This window comes from Nocardiopsis sp. L17-MgMaSL7, assembly GCF_003182025.1.
GTDB classification, from domain to species: Bacteria; Actinomycetota; Actinomycetes; order Streptosporangiales; family Streptosporangiaceae; genus Nocardiopsis; species Nocardiopsis prasina.
Genome location: NZ_QGTF01000018.1, coordinates 1 through 17,475, shown reverse-complemented (window position 1 = coordinate 17,475; position 17,475 = coordinate 1). Strand labels below are relative to the sequence as shown.

Annotated in this window: 14 protein-coding genes; 9 read left to right on the top strand and 5 right to left on the bottom strand. The window is 70.9% G+C overall.

Annotated features, from left to right (window positions below):
• Window positions 1-48 precede the first annotated feature (48 nt).
• From BDW27_RS24005 to BDW27_RS23995, 3 genes are all read left to right on the top strand, one after another.
• Complete coding sequence (locus BDW27_RS24005; RefSeq protein WP_110051934.1) at window positions 49-438, top strand: Rv3654c family TadE-like protein; 390 nt, start codon at window positions 49-51, stop codon at window positions 436-438.
• A gap of 687 nt (window positions 439-1,125) precedes the next feature.
• Entirely contained in the window at window positions 1,126-1,689 is a 564-nt protein-coding gene (locus tag BDW27_RS24000) for an RNA polymerase sigma factor (RefSeq protein ID WP_110051886.1), read from the top strand.
• Window positions 1,677-2,753 carry a CU044_5270 family protein gene (locus tag BDW27_RS23995; protein WP_110051885.1) on the top strand — a complete coding sequence of 359 codons (1,077 nt, stop codon included), beginning with the start codon at window positions 1,677-1,679 and terminating at the stop codon, window positions 2,751-2,753. The genes BDW27_RS24000 and BDW27_RS23995 overlap by 13 nt, the downstream gene beginning before the upstream one ends.
• Window positions 2,754-2,797: 44 nt before the next feature.
• Here the strand turns inward: BDW27_RS23995 and BDW27_RS23990 are convergent, their stop codons facing one another.
• The 5 genes from BDW27_RS23990 to BDW27_RS23970 form a co-directional block, all read right to left on the bottom strand.
• Window positions 2,798-3,535, bottom strand: coding sequence for a type II secretion system F family protein (locus BDW27_RS23990; RefSeq protein ID WP_110051883.1), 738 nt, complete (start codon window positions 3,533-3,535; stop codon window positions 2,798-2,800).
• A 506-nt stretch (window positions 3,536-4,041) separates the two neighbouring features.
• Window positions 4,042-4,722 carry a type II secretion system F family protein gene (locus BDW27_RS23985; protein ID WP_110051882.1) on the bottom strand — a complete coding sequence of 227 codons (681 nt, stop codon included), beginning with the start codon at window positions 4,720-4,722 and terminating at the stop codon, window positions 4,042-4,044.
• Complete coding sequence (locus BDW27_RS23980; protein WP_370446548.1) at window positions 4,710-5,852, bottom strand: TadA family conjugal transfer-associated ATPase; 1,143 nt, start codon at window positions 5,850-5,852, stop codon at window positions 4,710-4,712. The genes BDW27_RS23985 and BDW27_RS23980 overlap by 13 nt, the downstream gene beginning before the upstream one ends.
• Window positions 5,853-5,923: 71 nt before the next feature.
• Window positions 5,924-6,979, bottom strand: coding sequence for a septum site-determining protein Ssd (ssd, locus tag BDW27_RS23975; RefSeq protein WP_110051880.1), 1,056 nt, complete (start codon window positions 6,977-6,979; stop codon window positions 5,924-5,926).
• A 962-nt stretch (window positions 6,980-7,941) separates the two neighbouring features.
• Window positions 7,942-8,754, bottom strand: coding sequence for a hypothetical protein (locus BDW27_RS23970; RefSeq protein WP_026129639.1), 813 nt, complete (start codon window positions 8,752-8,754; stop codon window positions 7,942-7,944).
• Between the two features lie 205 nt (window positions 8,755-8,959).
• Between BDW27_RS23970 and acs the strand changes: the two genes are divergently transcribed.
• The 6 genes from acs (at window position 8,960) to BDW27_RS23940 (ending at window position 16,951) form a co-directional block, all read left to right on the top strand.
• The gene (acs, locus tag BDW27_RS23965) at window positions 8,960-10,930 is read left to right on the top strand and encodes an acetate--CoA ligase (RefSeq protein ID WP_017546698.1); all 1,971 of its coding nucleotides are present in this window, start codon (window positions 8,960-8,962) and stop codon (window positions 10,928-10,930) included.
• 225 nt (window positions 10,931-11,155) lie between these two features.
• Window positions 11,156-11,644, top strand: coding sequence for a phage holin family protein (locus BDW27_RS23960; RefSeq protein WP_017546699.1), 489 nt, complete (start codon window positions 11,156-11,158; stop codon window positions 11,642-11,644).
• Between the two features lie 6 nt (window positions 11,645-11,650).
• Window positions 11,651-12,595: an alpha/beta fold hydrolase gene (locus BDW27_RS23955; protein ID WP_110051878.1), complete on the top strand. Its 945-nt coding sequence runs from the start codon at window positions 11,651-11,653 to the stop codon at window positions 12,593-12,595.
• A gap of 7 nt (window positions 12,596-12,602) precedes the next feature.
• Window positions 12,603-13,118, top strand: coding sequence for a DUF309 domain-containing protein (locus BDW27_RS23950; protein ID WP_017546701.1), 516 nt, complete (start codon window positions 12,603-12,605; stop codon window positions 13,116-13,118).
• Window positions 13,119-13,701: 583 nt separating this feature from the next.
• Complete coding sequence (locus tag BDW27_RS23945; RefSeq protein ID WP_110051877.1) at window positions 13,702-16,128, top strand: sodium-translocating pyrophosphatase; 2,427 nt, start codon at window positions 13,702-13,704, stop codon at window positions 16,126-16,128.
• Between the two features lie 337 nt (window positions 16,129-16,465).
• On the top strand, window positions 16,466-16,951 hold the full coding sequence (locus BDW27_RS23940; RefSeq protein ID WP_017546704.1) for a histidine phosphatase family protein: 486 nt from the start codon (window positions 16,466-16,468) through the stop codon (window positions 16,949-16,951).
• Window positions 16,952-17,475: the final 524 nt, after the last annotated feature.

Here is a 17,475-nt window from a genome sequence, read left to right as displayed (position 1 = left end):
CCCGGCCGCGAGGAACCGTCGTCCGGTGCTCAGGGGTCACCCGCCCCGGTGCCCCCTTCGCGCCCGCGGAGATCAGGGGCATCGGGTCCTGCGGACTCGGGGTCGGCGAGCGTCTGGTGGATCTCGCTGAGCCTGGTGCTGTGGTTCCTGGTCCACGCCGTGCTCCTCGTCGCCACGGCACGCCTGGACCGCGACCGCGCGGCGACCGCGGCGGACCTCGCCGCGCTCGCCGCCGCGGCCCGGGCACACGAGGGCGCCGAGCCCGTCTGCGCGGTGGCCCGACGAACCGCCGAGGCCAACGGGGCGGTGCTCGCCTCCTGCGAACTGGACGGCCTCACCGTCGAGGTCACCGTCTCCCTCACCGCCTCGGCCCTGCCCCACGAGGTCACCGCGCGCTCCCGGGCCGGACCGCTCCACGATCCCGGGGAGACGGAGTGACCGACCTGGTGGCGAGCTTCCACTTCCCGGGTCTCCCGGCCGTGCCGACGGTGCCCGAGGTGCCACACCCAGGGTTCGTGGGGTCCCTCAAGGAGCCTGCCTGACCTGCGACCTCCGGAGGTGGCCACAAGGGCGCGGTGACGGGAGCGCCAGGGTGACCGGCGCCATGGTCTTCCTTCGCCCGGCGGGAGAACTGCCTGGTTGGCTTGGGGACCTCACCTTTCAGGTGGGACGAGCCCCCAGGCTAGGGCGACTTCTTTGGAAGCTTTCGCCGGTCGCGGCGGAGCAGCCATCGATGCGAGCGGCCGCCCTCTACTGTGCGCTACTACGCAGGTTCCGCAGAGTCGCCCAGCGGGGCCCACCCCGGGGTTGGCTGTGCCAGTTTCACCGGTGCTGTCCGTTGAGGGTGGTGGCGGGTGACGAAGAGGGTGGGTGCCGCGCCGTAGGTGTCCGTTGAGGGTGGTGGCGGGTGACGAAGAGGGTGGGTGCCGCGCCGTAGGTGTCCGTTGAGGGTGGTGGCGGGTGACGGGTGGGCGGAATGATCCACAACACGCTTTAGGCGTCCTCCCACCTCCGCGCCGGATGTGTGACCCAGGACACGTGTGGGTCCACGAGAAAAGTCGCCTCCCGACCGAACACACACCCCCTCCACCGACATAGACGGGTGAGAGAACGGGAGGAACGCCGATGCGAGAAGGCCGGGCCGGACACGAACACTCCGACCGTCGCGACTTCAACGCCGTGTTCGAAGAGCACTACGACGCGGTCTACCGCTACGCGCGCCGACGTGTGGGGCCCGACCAGGCCGATGACGTCGCCTCGGAGGCTTTCGCGGTGGCGTGGCAACGCCGGGCGCGGTTGCCCCCGGGCCAGGAACTGCCCTGGCTCTACGCCTGCGCACGCCGGATCGGTCTCGCCCACATGCGCACCGCGCAACGCCAGGGGCTGATCGCCGCGTCGCTCGGGCGTGAGACCGGCGCCCACCACCACGACGACGCCGACCAGTTCATCGACCGTGCTGGCGCGCTGGCCGCCCTGGCCCGGCTGACGGAGGTCGAACGCGAACTCGTGATGCTCGTGACCTGGGAGGGGCTCGACTGCCGTCAGGCCGCCAAGGTGATCGGCTGCACCCACGTCACCGCTCGCGGGCGTCTGCACCGGGCTCGAAGAAAACTGACCGCGTACATGAAGGAAGACGCCCCCGCGCCCGCACGGGTCCGCGTCCTGAAGGAGGCCCCGTGGACGACCTGACCGCTCTGCGCAACGCGTTCGAGGGGACCGACCCCGCGAAGGACGTTCGCCCCACCCCCGAGGCCCGACAGCGGGCGCGTGTCGAAGCCATCGCGAAACTGGAGGAACACGAGACCATGGCCCGCCCCCTGTGGAAGCGCATCCCCGTCCTGGCCGCCGGTGCGGCCACCGCAGCCCTCGCCGTGGGCGCCGGTGTGGTCGTCCTGCCCGGTGACGACCCCGCTGGCATTCCGCTCGCCTACGCCGCGCAGCCCGAACCCATCGAGGTGACCGGAGGTGACCCTGCCGACGGCACCGGACCGCTGACGGAGCTGGCCGACGTCACCGAGACGCGCGGCGCGGCCCCCGGTGAGGGGGACGTCGCCTTCGTGTCCACCACCGGCGTGCAGCTGCACCTGCTCACCGCCAATGCCGGTGACGAGGACCCCGACGAGACCTACGGGTACCGGTTCGTCCCCTACGACTGGACGGACTGGGAGGACTTGGAGGGCAACACGCGCCAGGACACCGAGCCCAAGCCCCCGCTGGAGACCGGTGGCGAGGAGGCCGACCACGAGTGGTTCCTGGACCAGGGCAGCGAGTCCCACGAGGACACCCTGCACGAGAGTCTGGTGTGGCCCGCCGAGCTGCCCACTGACACTGACGGCATGCTGGAGGTGCTCGCAGACTTCGGGGAGGGCCCGGTCGACGAGTCCCTGCCCGCAGTGGCCAACGCCGTGGACCGGCTCTACGAGTCGCGTCCGCTGTCCGGCGCGGAGGAGGCCGCCGTCCAGCGGGTGTTCGCGGAGGTCGCCGACGTGACCTACCTGGGCACCGCCACCGACACCCTGAACCGTGACGGCGAGCTGTTCTCCTTCACCGTGGAGGACGACGGCCGGGTGACCGAGGTCCGGTACATGTACGACGCCCTGGACGGCGCGCTGCTCTACCGCGACACGACCCTGCTGGAGGAGGGCCCCGGCTACGGGGACGCCGCCGACTTCGGGCTGGAGTACCCGCTCCTCACCGAGCAGATCGGGTTCGTGTGGTCGGGCTGGGTCGGCGAGATCGGCCAGCGCCCCTGACGTGAGGCGGGTCGGGGCGGACAGGGTCCGCCCCGACCCGCTTCTCAGTGCGCGAGTGCGGCCAGCACCAGCTCGGCCGCCATGGGCACGATGCCGATCAGCACGAACGCGGGCAGGAAGCACAGACCCAGTGGGGCCACGACGAGGACCCCCAGTCTCTCGACGCGGCCGGTGGCCTCGGCTCTGGATCGTCGCCGCAGGTCTCGCACGTGTCGGTCGAGCAGGTCGGCCACGGGAGCACCGGTCTCCGCGGCCCGGGCCAGGTCCTGGCCGACCGCGACCAGGGGTTCGGGCAGCGCGGAGCGCCGCCAGGCCAGGGCCGGTTCGGCGCCCAACCGGAGCTGGTCCCGCACCACTGACAGCTCCGCCCCAAGATCGCCGCGCGCTGCTCCGGACACCGCGCCCAGGCAGGCCGGAAGGGTCGCCCCGGCCCTGACCCCCGACGCGATCAGGCCGATGAGCACCGGGAGTTCGTCGGTGACCGGCAACCTGCGGGCGGACTCTCCTCTCCTGCGGGACCGCCACCACAGGTGGGCCCCCACGGCCAGCGCGGCCAGCACGCCCACCCAGCCGAGGAGGGTCGTCAGAAGAGTCGCGGCACCGGCCAGGGCGGCGACGCGCGGCCACGGTCCGTTCCGCCGCCAGACGGAGCCGCGCTCGCCGGACCGCTGTGGGCGCTCCCGGGTGCCGAGCACCTGTCGGAGCACCCGTGGGCGGTCCGAACCGCACAGGACCCACACCGATCCCACCGCGAACAGCACCGCCAGCACCTCCAAGAACATCCCTCCTCCTTCGTCGTTTCCCAGCGGAGTCCGACCACAGTTCGCCCGTCCCGGGAACCCACCTCCCCTGCTGGCAGGGGAGTACGATCCTCGGTCGCACCCGTCGCACCCGTCGCACCCGTCGCACCCGTCGCACCCGTCGCACCCGTCGCACCCGTCGCACCCGTCGCACCCGTCGCTCCCTCAGCGGTCGGATCCGGGCCACGCAGCATCCCCCGCGCGAGGCATGGACATCGGGTGTCTGGGCCAGCGGCCCCCAGCGGAACCCGTCGCACTCAACTCCCCGATAGCTTCGGTGAGTTCGGACATCAGAGGTCTGGGCTGAGAGGACCCTGCCGGTACCGGGTCGACGCGACTCCTTACTCCTGGGCGCCTGCGTGAGGCGCGGACGCCTGAGGTCCGGGCCGAGAGGCCCCTTCGGTTCCGATGACCGGATGCCCGGGACGGCGGTGCCCGTCTGGCCTCCCGAAGCCTCGGAATCGTTGGTCTCGTGCGTCGCACCAGGTTCATGCCACCGCTCCCCGGACCATGCGCAGGGTCCACCAGGCGCCCACGACATCGAGCAGCACACCGACGCCCAGGCACAGCAGGCCCACGGGCGTGGTGAACAGGAACACCAGCGGTGAACCGCCCAGCCCCGCCGACATCGCCATCCCGACCAGCGGCAGCCCCGACAGCACCAGGGCGGTGGTGCGCGGACCGGCGGTCCTCGCCCACACCTCGGCGCGCTGTTCCTCGCGTTCGGTCAGACTCTCCGCCAGCTCGTCCACCACCCCGGCCAGCCCGGCTCCGGTCTCCGACGCCACCTCCCAGCAGGCCGCGAGGTAGGCGAGCGCCCACAGGTCCGCGTCCCGCTCGGCCGCTCCGCGCAGTGAGGCGACATCCGACACCGCGCCGACCCGTGGTCCGGTCTCCAGCACCGCGACCCGCAGAGCCGTCTCCGGGGGTTGCCCGGAGCGGAGCTCGACCGCCATCACCCGGCAGAGCTGGATCACCGCCCGCCGTCGCTCGGCTGCCTCCTCGCGGCGGGTGAGCAGGGCGCGGAGCGGTGCCAGGGAGGGCCGGGGGAGTGCACGGCGCGGGCGCCGTGGCACGAGGCCCGCCAACCGGTACCAGCCGGTGCGGGGCACGGACCAGGCCAGGGCGGCCGCCAGCGTCAACACCACGAGGAGGGTCACCGCATCCACCCCCGGCCCAGGCGGGCGGCCACCTCCTCAGCTCCGGGGTGCTCGTGTCTGCGCCCGTCCGCGGCGAAGGCCACCGCCGGTTCGGCCCGCACCAGTCCGGAGGGTTCCCGGCGCAGGACCCTCACCTCGGAGAGGCGGCGCCCGCAGTGGTCCCTCACCAGGTGGACCACCAGGACCCCGGTGGCGGCGAGCTGGCTGTGCACCGCGCCCCGGCCGAGCCCTGCGGCGCACCCCATCGCCTCGACGCGGGCGGGCACCTCACCGGCCCCGTTGGCGTGGAGCGTTCCCGCGCCGCCCCGGTGGCCGGTGTTGAGGGCTCCCAGCAAGGAAACGATCTCCGGGCCGCGCGCCTCACCGACCACCAGCCGGTCCGGGCGCATGCGCAGCCCCTGCCGGACCAGGGTCTCCAGTGAGACCTCCCCGCTGCCCTCGATGTTGGGCGGTCGGGTCTGGAGGCGCACCACGTGCGGGTGCTCGGGGCGCAGTTCGGGGGAGTCCTCGGCGAGCACGATCCGCTCCTCCGGGTCCACCAGCGACAACAGGGAGGAGAGCAGCGTGGTCTTCCCCGTCCCGGTGCCGCCGCTGACCAGGAAGGGCTCACGGTGGGAGACGAGGGCCCGCAGCAGGTCCGCGCCGGAGGCGGTGAGGGTTCCGCTGGCGGTCAGCTCCCGGAGGCCGAACACCCTCCGGGGAGGTATCCGCAGGGAGAGACAGGCCCCCTCGGGGGCGATCGGCGGCAGTACCGCGTGCAGTCGGGCCCCGTTGGGCAGACGGGCGTCCACGTAGGGTGCGGCCGCGTCCAGGCGGCGGCCCGCCTGGAAGGCGAGCCGCTGGGCGAGCCTGCGCACCTCGTCCTCGGACGTGAAGCGCACGTCCCGAACCCGGCGCAGCCCCTCTCCGGAGTCGACCCAGACCTGGTCCGGGCCGTTCACCAGGACGTCGGTGACGTCCGAGGTGAGCAGCTCCTCCAGGGGTCCGGCACCGGACAGGTCGGCGGCCAGCCGACGGGTCATCGCGAGCAGCTCGCGGTCGCCCAGGGCTCCGCCCTCGGAGCGGATCGCCGCGGCGACGTTGGACGGGGTGACCGGCGTACCGGACGCCACGAACCGGTCGCGGACCCGGTCCAGCACGCTGTTCACCTGAGGTGGGCCCTGTGTGGGCGGGGTCGGCGCGCGGTTGGTGAGTCGGCCCCAGACGGCGTTCACCGCGCCTCCCGTTCGGTGACGAGGGAGCCCACGACCTGGTCCGCGTAGCGCGCCAGCGGGGAACGGGGGTGCCGGGCGGGGACCTCGCCCACACGGAGCACCCGGGACAGTCCCGGTTCCGGTGGCAGGTCGGCGCCGAGCTCCACCCCGAGGGTTGTGGTGACCGTCCCGGTGGACAGGCCGCCCCGGGCACCCCGCACCACCGCCCGCACCCGCGTCGTCTCCTGCCGCAGGCGGTGGGTCATCCGCGCGGCGGACACCACCGAGTGCACGTCCGCCGGAACCACCACGAGCACGAGCGTGGAGTGGTTGAGGAAAACGGTGGTGCCGGGGTCGAAGCAGCGGGGCAGGTCCGTCACCACGAGGTCGGTGCCCCTGCGCGCGGACTCCAGGGCGGCCCGCGCGGCCCCGACCGGCAGCGGGTGCCCCTGTTCGGCGCCGTCGCTCCGCGCCCAGGTGAGCACGTCCACCCGGCCGACCCTGGGAAGGCCGTCGCGCAGTGTCCGCCAGGGAACCCGGCCGCGCTGCCGGAGCAGGTCCGCCCATCCGGTCTGGGTTCGCGGGTCGGTGTGGTCGCAGCCCAGGTAGATGTCGGGCCCGCAGCCCAGAGGGTCGGCGTCGAGCAGGGCCGTGGCCAGGCCCGCCCGCTCACCGGCGAGGGACAGGGCGACCGACAGCAGGCTGGCTCCGGCGCCGCCCCGGCCGCCGACGACCGACACCACGGGAGCGGGGGAGCGGTCGGAGACGGAGGAGAACAGGTCAATGAGGGCCGACTCGTCCCTGGGCAGCAGGTAGACGCCGTCGCCGCGGGTGTCGCCGGTGCCGTGGGCGACCACCGCGACACGGGGGTGGGGCGGGGGTCCGGCCGCGCGCAGGGCGTGGTCCAGGTCGTGGCCGACCACGACGAGCGGGGAGCGGCCCCAGGCGCGCAGGGCCTGGTCGGGGTCGGGGGCGACGGTGACCTCGGTGGCGGCCGCGGCCGTCAGCCGGAGGAGGTCGTCGAGGAGGGCGGGGTCTGCGGTGGCGATCAGGGTGCGATGCGGGACGTCCATCGGGCCTTCCGGGAAGGGAGGGAACCTGCCCTTTCGACCTTCGCCGAACCGGGGGCGCGGCGGAAGCCACCGATGCGGATCTGTGGATAACCCGGTGCGTTGTCGCGGAACGGTCGGGGGAGTGAGGAGAAGGCGGAGGCCGGAGGCTGCCCCACCCGGCGGGCGGGACACACGTACGGGGGCTGTCGTGTGTCCCGGCCCGTCAGGTGAGACGGAGCGGAGGACGTCGAGCGGACCCCACAGGGGGAACTGGGGGCCCACTCGGTTCCGGCCTCGGGGGGACAGGCCGGAGTCCGCTCTCCGGGGAAGGGTCCGTCGGGAGCGCTGGCGTGAACGCACGGGACCCCGTGCGGGGTGTCCGGGTTCGTACTTCTCGCGAGGAACGACGGCGACACAGTTTCGCGGGCGCAATGTCCGTATTGGTGGCTTGTGTCCATAAAGACGGTAAGCCCGGATTTTTGGCCCGTCGCAGTCGACCCTTCGCGCAACTCCGGAACAGACGCTATCACGAGACACTGTCTATGGGTTCGGGAATCCAACAGAGAAACTTCGTCCCGCCACCTTTTGGAAGAAGGGTCCTCGGTCTTGTAACAAAGGAGACGGGGCTCTGGGCTGTCCATGAGTGCGGGTTGAGAAGCCGTGTTCCACAGGCTCGCATAGGCCCTTCCCAGGTTTGTGGATGCTCTGTTTTCCCAGGTGGGGCCATATGTGGTGGCGCCTGCTAAGTCACTCCCGCCCATCAGAAACGGCACCCCGGACGGTCATCCGGAGTGCCGTTCGCATGCACGTGCATGTGCGTGAGCAATCAGGAAACATTCGCGCACGGTCAAGCGTGATCGAAACGAGACGCGTTCGCGCTACTGCTTGTTGGTAAATCAACTGAGTGGGTGAACTGCCGAATATCCGATGGCACTCCGGAGTGCGGTACGAACGAACACGGTTCGGTCTGACTCCGGCCGGGATCACCCGCGCTTGAGTGCCTCGCATGTGGCGAGGGAGTCCTGTGCGCCGGCCCGCACCGCGCGGCAGCAGTACGCGACCCACGCGGCCACGCCCTCGGCGGTACCGGCCATGTACCCGCGCAGCGCCGGGGCGTACTCGTCCCTCAGCGTCTGGTGGCCCAGCTCGGACGTCACCAGGGACTTGGGGTCCAGACCCCGCTCCACCAGGGTCAGCCGCTCGGCGGCACGCGCCACCAGCCCGTCCCCCCAGCCGAACGGCCGGATCGCCATCAGCTCGCCGTGCACCAGCGCCGACGTCACCAGGGCCGGAACCCTCGTGCGCGCGCCCAGCAGCGCGTACAGGCCCTCAAGGCGAGCGGATGCCTCCGCCGCGCTCGGCGCCGGACCCAGGTCGAGCGGGTCCTCGACCCGCTCGCCCTCCAAGCGGGGTCGACCCAGGGCGTCCTCGGACACCGCGTCCGCCGCAGCCAGAGTGTGCAGTCGCGCCAGCGCCTGCCGAGGCGCCTGGGGCCAGGTGTCCACCATCGTGCCCAGCTCACCGCCGATACGGAGCGCGCCCTTGATCCGGGTGTCGTACACGTGACCCTCGCGGATCTCGTCCATCGAGACCTCGGCGCCCTCCAAAGCGGCCGACGCGCACGCGCCCCGCAGGGAGGACTCCATGGACACGTCGCTGCTCCGACGGCGCAGGATGCGGTGTCCCAGCAGCCTGTCGACCAGGGTCCGCGTCTCGTTCACCGCGTCGCTCACCCCGGGGAGCCCGGCGATCCGGGACAGTGGGTCGGACAGGGATGCAGAAGTCGATTCGCTCACGGAAGCCAACACTACGCGTCGGTAACACCGTGCGCTCCACGGCCCGCACCGGTCCCACAGGGACCGCTCGTCGCGGACCGGTGACCGTTCGCCGACCGTTCGTCGCGCGCCCGCGCCGCGCCGCCGCTGGACGCGGACCCGGCTGTTCCCCCGGTATGGACCACATGATTAGTCTGGACCCAAAGCCAACGTAAGGAGAATCACAGTGGCCGACAGCACTCCCCCGAGCCAGGAGACACTGTCCAACCTTCTCCACGAGACCAGGAGTTTCCCGCCGCCGGCGGACCTCGCCGCGAACGCCAACGTCAAGGCGGACGCCTACGACGCGGCTGCCGGTGACCGCCTGGGCTTCTGGGAGGAGCAGGCCCGGAGGCTCCAGTGGGAGCGGACCTGGGACACCGTCCTGGACTGGAAACCGCCCTACGCACAGTGGTTCGTCGGCGGCCAGATCAACGCCTCCGTCAACTGTCTGGACCGGCACGTGGAGGCCGGGATCGGCGACCGCGTCGCCCTCCAGTGGGAGGGGGAGCCCGGCGACAGCCGCGCCATCACCTACGCCGAGCTCAAGGACCAGGTGTGCCAGGCGGCCAACGCCCTCACCTCGCTCGGCGTGACCAAGGGCGACCGCGTCGCCATCTACATGCCGATGATCCCCGAGACCGTCGTGGCCATGCTCGCCTGCGCCCGCATCGGCGCCGTGCACATGGTCGTCTTCGGCGGCTTCTCCGTCGACGCACTCGGCCAGCGCCTGGACGACAGCCAGGCCAAGCTCGTGATCACGGCGGACGGCGGCTACCGGCGCGGCAAGCCCAGCGCCCTCAAGCCCGCCGTCGACGGTGCCGTCGCCGACCGCCCCGCCGTCGAGAACGTCCTCGTCGTTCGCCGCACCGGCCAGGACGTCGAGTGGAACGAGCGCGACGTGTGGTGGCACGACGTCGTCGAGACCGCCAGCACCGAGCACGCCCCCGAGGCGCACGACGCCGAGCACCCGCTGTACATCATGTACACCAGCGGCACGACGGCGAAGCCCAAGGGCATCCTGCACACCACCGGCGGCTACCTCACGCAGGCCTCCTACACCCACTGGGCGGTCTTCGACCTCAAGCCGGAGACCGACGTCTACTGGTGCGCCGCCGACATCGGCTGGGTGACCGGCCACTCCTACATCGTCTACGGCCCGCTCTCCAACGCGGCCACCGTCGTCATGTACGAGGGCACCCCGGACACCCCGCACAAGGGCCGCTTCTGGGAGATCATCGAGAAGTACAAGGTCACCATCGCCTACATGGCGCCCACGGCGATCCGCACCTTCATGAAGTGGGGCGACGAGATCCCCGCCAAGTACGACCTGTCGAGCCTCCGGGTCATCGGCTCGGTCGGCGAGCCCATCAACCCCGAGGCCTACATGTGGTACCGGGAGAACATCGGCGGCGGCAGCACCCCGGTCGTCGACACCTGGTGGCAGACCGAGACGGGCGCGATCATGGTCAGCCCGCTGCCCGGCGTGACCTCCGGCAAGCCCGGAGCGGCCATGCGCGCCATCCCGGGCGTCGTCGCTGACGTCGTGGACGAGCACGGCGAGTCCGTCCCGGACGGTGAGGGCGGCTTCATCGTCATCCGCGAGCCGTGGCCGGCCATGCTGCGCGGCATCTGGGGCGACGACCAGCGTTACAAGGACACCTACTGGTCGCGCTTCGAGGGCCTCTACTTCCCGGGTGACGGGGCCAAGAAGGACGAGGACGGCGACATGTGGCTGCTCGGCCGCGTGGACGACGTCATGCTCGTCTCCGGCCACAACATCTCCACCACCGAGGTGGAGTCGGCCCTGGTCTCCCACCCGAAGGTCGCCGAGGCGGCCGTCGTGGGCGCCGTCGACAAGGTGACCGGCCAGGCCATCGTCGGCTTCGTCATCCTGCGCGGCGGTGCCGAGGAGGTCCCGGCGGACCTGGTGCAGGAACTGCGCAACCACGTCGGCAGCTCGCTCGGCCCCATCGCCAAGCCGGCCCGGCTCCTCGCCGTTCCCGAGCTGCCCAAGACCCGTTCCGGCAAGATCATGCGCCGCCTGCTGCGCGACATCGCCGAGGAGCGCGAGGTCGGTGACACCTCGACCCTCACCGACTCCTCGATCATGGACGTGATCGCCAAGCAGCTGCCCTCCGCCAAGAAGGGCGACTGAACGGCCTGACCGACCGACGCCGCGCGGCCCCGCCGCGCCCCCGGTCCGGCCCGGACACCACGGCGCCCCGCCCCTTCCGAAGGGACGGGGCGCCGTTCCCGCTCACCCACGTGACGAAACCGAAGCCCCGGGTTTTGCGTGCCGTGAGAGACACGGGTGGGAGGGCATGTGCGAGGATGCGGAGGATCATCCGCGTGTACGGACCGAGAGAAGGGAACCCCCACGATGGTGGACAAGCCGGGTACCGGTCGACCTGGCACTGCCAGCGACTCCGACCGTTCCATCGGTGAGCTGGTCTCCGACGCCACCGACAACCTCTCCCGCATCGTGCGGCTGGAGCTCAGGCTCGCCAAGCTCGAGGCCAAGGCCGACGCGACCAGGATCGGCAAGAGCGTCGGCGAGTTCGGGGCCGCGGCCTTCGTCCTCCACCTCGTCCTGATCCTGTTCTCGGTCACCGCGGGACTCTTCCTCGCCGAGGTCGCCGGGTGGGCCTTCTGGCTCTCCTTCCTGACCGTCACCGGCTTCTACCTGCTGATCGCCGCCGTCCTCATCCTGGTCGCCGTGATCAACCTGCGCCGCCGCCAGGGCCTGGCCCGCACGGCGCTCACCACCTCCCGGCTCATGGGCATCCTGCGCGGCGAGATCCGTCCGCCCAGGGACGGGTCGGTCGAGGCCGCCTCGGACAGCGAGGCGCCCGAACCCGCCGGCCGTTAGTCGCCGGTGCTGGACGACTCGGCCGCCTACGTCGACGGCCCCTGGTCCCACCGGACGGTCAGTGCCGCCGGCGCCCGGTTCCACGTGGCCGAACTCGGGGAGGGCCCCCTGGTCCTCCTCCTGCACGGGTTCCCCCAGTTCTGGTGGGCCTGGCGCGCCCAGCTGACCGGCCTGGCCGAGGCCGGGTACCGCGCCGTCGCGGTCGACCTGCGCGGTTACGGAGCCAGCGACAAGACACCGCGCGGTTACGACCTCGTGGGATTGGCCCAGGACATGGCGAGCCTGGTGCGCGCGCTCGGAGCGGCGAACGCCGCCGTGGTCGGCCACGGGGTCGGCGGACTGGTGGGCTGGACCCTGACCGCCCACCACCCCGGTGCGGTCCGTGCCCTGGCGGCGGTGTCCGCGCCCCACCCACGCCGCGCCGCACGTGTCCTGTTCTCCGGAGGTCCGGGCACCACGCACATGCTCCGCGCCCAGGTACCGGTCCTGCCCGAGCACCGCCTCCTCGCGGACGGCTGCGTCCGGGTGGGCGAACTGCTGGACTCCTGGTCCGCCCCCGGCTGGCCGGACCGGGAGACGGAGGAGCGCTACCGCCTCGCGTTCGCCATACCGAAGGTCTCGCACTGCTCGCTGGAGTACCACCGTTGGATCTTCCGCTCGCGGTTCCGCGCGGACGGGTTCAGGTACGCGATGAGCATGCGCCGCCCGGTGCGCGTCCCCGTCCTCCAGCTGCACGGAGCCCTGGACCCGGTGTGCCCGCCCGGGACGGCACGCGCCTCCGGGAAGTTCGTGCGAGGCCCCTTCCGGTGGGTGGAGGTGCCGGAGGCCGGACACTTTCCGCACGAGGAGCGCCCGCTCGAAGTGGAACGCGCTCTCGTAGGGTGGTTGCGGGAAGTCGACGGTGGGCTCGGCGTCGCCGGTGAACGGGGCGTCGACGGCGAACGGCGGTGAGGAACGTATGACCAGGAGATCTCGGCCCGGGGCCGACGGCGTCCGCGATCGCAACGAGTCCGGGCAGGCGCAGAACCAGCGCCCGCGTGATCGCTACGGCCGTCCGATGCCGCACGGCAGCGTCGGTGAGGTCGACCGGGTGCCCGACGACGCGGAGTTCACCGTGGAGGAGGGCGTCGCGGAGGCGCAGCTCCTGCTGGACGGCGGATTCGCGTTCACCGCCCACGAGGTTCTCGAAGCGGTCTGGAAGTCCGCGCCGGAACCGGAGCGGGAGCTGTGGCGGGGCCTCGCGCAGACGGCCGTCGGCGTCACCCACGCCCAGCGCGGCAACAGGGTGGGCGCCGCCCGGCTGCTCAGGCGCGGTGCGGACCGCGTGGAGGCCTTCGGGCCTGAGGCGCCCCACGGTGTCGACGTGGCCGGGGTGGCCGCGTTCGCCCGGGGGCTGGCCGACGACCTCGACTCCGGCAGGGCGACCTCGGGGGACGGGATCGACCCCTCGGGGATGCGGTTGCTCCGAGCGTAGTTCCGTTCGGACCGAAACCCCTTTCTCCGCCTTTCACAGAGGCGGGTCCGCTGCCCCGTGTCAGTGATCCGTGCGCGAACTGGGGGATCGATGTTGTGCGCGGGGCTGATGGGTGGGATGAGGCCAAAGGGACAACTTCCCTGTTCCTGGCTTTATGCGTACTTTAACGTTAACATCGAGTTAACGTGTTATGCGAGGCTATGCAAGCCCAATAATGTCGCTAAAGGCATTTATCCGATTCCCAGGATCACCGTGAGATCACATCTTTAATCTCTCTTGGGCAAATGCCGAACCAGCTCTCTGCTTTATTCCCTTCCGTGCGTAGAATCCCCGGATCACCGTCCGCGCGTGCGTGACTGCGGGCGGCGTTCACCACACAGGAAGGTGGCACCGCTTCGACCCCGGCAAGCGTGCCGTCGAGCCAGTTCAGGAGCCTTACGGACGGCGGTACGTCCACGGCGGTGCGCGGCACCGGAGCCCACACGGCCCGACGTCCCGCGCGCCTTCGACAAGGGGCCGAAAAGGACGTGCCCGTCTCAAGGAGGACGGATTGTCTGGGCTCAACCTCGCCACAGGAAGTGGCATGGCACTGGCACTGGAGGGTCGGGACCTCACACTCGTCATCCTCGTCATGGTGGTCGCGCTTTTGGCGCTCGCCGTCGCGGGGATGCTGGTTCGTGAGGTACTCGCCGCCGGCCAGGGCACCGAGCGAATGCGCAACATCGCGGTCGCGGTACAGGAAGGAGCCGCGGCCTATCTGAAACGGCAGTTCCGCACCCTCGCGGTGTTCGTCGTCGCCATTCCCCTTCTCCTGCTGCTGCTCCCGGCCGACACATGGGCCATCGCGGTCGGCCGGTCGGTCTTCTTCGCCCTCGGCGCGCTGCTCTCGGCCGCCACCGGGTTCATCGGCATGTGGCTCGCGGTACGCGGCAACGTCCGGGTGGCGGCCGCCGCCCGGGGAGGAACGGAGAGCGACAACCACACCGCCATGCGGATCGCCTTCCGCACCGGCGGCGTCGCGGGCATGATCACCGTGGGCCTCGGCCTGTTCGGTGCCGCGCTCGTCGTCCTCCTCTACCGGGGAGACGCCCCCATCGTCCTGGAGGGCTTCGGCTTCGGCGCCGCCCTCCTCGCGATGTTCATGCGTGTCGGCGGCGGCATCTTCACCAAGGCCGCCGACGTCGGCGCGGACCTCGTCGGCAAGGTCGAACAGGGCATCCCCGAGGACGACCCGCGCAACGCGGCCACCATCGCGGACAACGTCGGTGACAACGTCGGCGACTGCGCCGGCATGGCGGCCGACCTCTTCGAGTCCTACGCCGTGGTGCTGGTCGCCTCGCTCATCCTCGGTCGCGTCGCCTTCGGCACCGAGGGCCTGGTCTTCCCGCTGCTGGTCCCGATGATCGGTGTCCTCACCGCCATCATCGGCATCTTCATCGTGGCGCCCAGGACCCGGGACCGGAGCGCGATGACCGCGATCAACCGGGGCTTCTTCATCTCCGCCGCGATCTCCGCCGTCCTGGTCACGGCCACCGCCTTCTGGTACCTGCCCAGCAGCTTCGAGCAGATGTCCGGGGTCAGCGACACCGTCCTGCAGGAGATCTCCGACGCCGGGACCAACCCCGACCCCAGGTTCATCGCGGTCGCGGCCGTCCTCATCGGCCTCGTGCTCGCCGCCGCCATCCAACTGCTCACCGGCTACTTCACCGAGACCGACAAGCGTCCGGTCAGGGACATCGGGGAGAGCTCGCAGACCGGTGCGGCCACCGTCATCCTCTCCGGCATCTCCGTCGGCCTGGAGTCGGCCGTCTACTCGGCTCTGCTCATCGCCGGCGCCGTGTACGCCGCCTTCCTGCTGGGCGGCGGGTCCATCACCCTGAGCCTGTTCGCCGTCGCCCTCGCGGGCACGGGCCTGCTCACCACGGTCGGCATCATCGTCGCGATGGACACCTTCGGCCCGGTCTCCGACAACGCCCAGGGCATCGCCGAGATGTCCGGGGACGTCGAGGGCAAGGGTGCCGAGATCCTCACCGGCCTTGACGCCGTCGGCAACACCACCAAGGCCATCACCAAGGGCATCGCGATCGCTACGGCGGTCCTGGCCGCCACCGCCCTCTTCGGTGCCTTCCGCACCTCGGTCCAGGAACGCCTCGGGGACACGGAGGTCTTCTCCCTCTCCCTGGACCAGCCCGACGTCCTCGTCGGGGTCATCATCGGCGCCAGCGTCGTGTTCTTCTTCTCCGGTCTGGCGATCATGGCCGTCGGCCGCGCCGCCCAGCGCGTGGTCCTTGAGGTGCGCAACCAGTTCCGCACCCGCCCGGGGATCATGGACGGTACGGAGAAGCCCGAGTACGCGCGGGTGGTCGACATCTGCACGAAGGACTCGCTGCGGGAGCTGGTCACCCCCGGCCTCCTCGCGGTCCTGGCGCCCATCGCGGTCGGCTTCGCCTTCGGGTACGCCCCGCTCGGCGCCTTCCTGGGCGGCGCGATCGCCGCGGGCGTGCTGATGGCGGTGTTCCTGTCCAACTCGGGCGGCGCCTGGGACAACGCCAAGAAGCTCGTGGAGGACGGCCACCACGGTGGCAAGGGTTCCGCCGCCCACGAGGCGACCGTCATCGGCGACACGGTCGGCGACCCCTTCAAGGACACCGCCGGACCGGCCATCAACCCGCTGCTCAAGGTGATGAACCTCGTCGCCCTGATCGTCGCGCCCAGCGTGGTGATCTACGCGGACAACGTCGCCCTGCGGGTGGCGGTCACCGTGGTCGCGGTCGGCGTGCTGGTCGGCGCCGTCCTGTGGTCGAAGAACCGGGGGTCGGGCACCGAGACCGACCTCGCCGAGACCAGCGGGGCCTCCGCCCCCAAGGGTGCCCCGGAGGCCGGAGACGGATCCGTCTCCGGTGGCGGGGACCAGGGCGCGGACGCCGTGAGTGGTGACGTCGCCGACCCGGCCAACGAGGACGGCGGACACAGGGAGGAGGCCCGGGCGGGGGAGACCAACCAGGGCTGAGACCCGGACCGGAGCACCTGACCGGACCCCACCCCCACCGCGAACGCGGGGTGGGAAGACGGAAGGGGGCGAGGCCGGTCCGATGCGATGACGCGGCCGTCCGGGGAGACCCGGGCGGCCGCGCCGCGTCCTGGGGTGAGGGCGCGGCACCGGTCCGCAGGGGCGCACCTAACCTGAAGGAACGCGTCCGTGCGGTACCCGGCGGAGCGGTCAGACAACAGGGGTAGCCGGAGTCGAAGGAGTTGGCCTTGTCCGGGATGAAGGGTTTGTTGGTCATCGTGGGGGCGATGGTGGGCTTCATGGCCCTGCTCGCCATCGTCGCGACGGTGTTGACGCCATGAGCCGCACACTGCTGCTCATGCGCCACGCACAGGCGGAGGACGGTCACGGGGGCACCGACCACGAGCGCGCGCTCACCGATCTGGGCAGGGAACAGGCACGGCGGGCGGGAGTGCTGCTCGCCGAGCTCGGGCACGCCCCGGACCACGTGATCTGCTCGACGGCCAGGCGCACCCGGCAGACACTCGACGGAGTCCTCGGAGCCATGGACCCGACAAGAGGGGGCGGGGCCGCCGTCGACTACTCGGAGGCCGCCTACCTCGCAGGGGTCGACCAGCTCCTGGAGTTGGTCAACCAGGCGGACGCGGACGCCGGCACGCTCCTGGTGGTCGGTCACAACCCGACCATCGCCCAGGTGGCCGCGTCCTTCGTGGGCCCCGAGGCCCTCATGGCGTATTCCCCGGGGACGGTGGCAGCGGTGTCACTGGAGGTGGAGTGGTTGTACGCGGCGCCGGGAACGGGCGGCGGGAGCATCCTCAACTGATGTGACCCGGGTCATGCGGAGAACCGTTTGCGCGACACCGGGCCTAGGGGTAATGTTCTCCGAGTCGCCTCCGACCGGCCCAAGGCCGCAAGGGGATCAGGATCTTCTCGATCGAAACGAACACGGGTTCTCCGTGGGCGTGATCGGATCTTCGAGTCAGACAATCTCCGAAACACACCGGTTCGAGCACTGCTCGGGCCATGTAAACTCGGAGAGTCGCTTCAAGGAAACGGGCAAAAGCCGCAAGGCAGCAACTCGGAACCAAACGAAGCAAAACGGGCTTTACCCCGATCTCGTGTTTAGCGGAAACGCTGCCACAAACCGCCGATTTGGCGGGGCGCGGAACACCTGATAAAGTAAAGACACAACACAGCGTAGAAGCCGCTAAAGCGGTGGAAACGCAAAAAGCCTTCTCCGGAAGAGCAGACGGAACTTCGGTTCTGGCGCTTGTACGGGAAGAGTGATTGTTTCTTGAGAACTCAACAGCGCGTGTTTGATTTTCTTTAAGCCATGTTTGTTTTGGC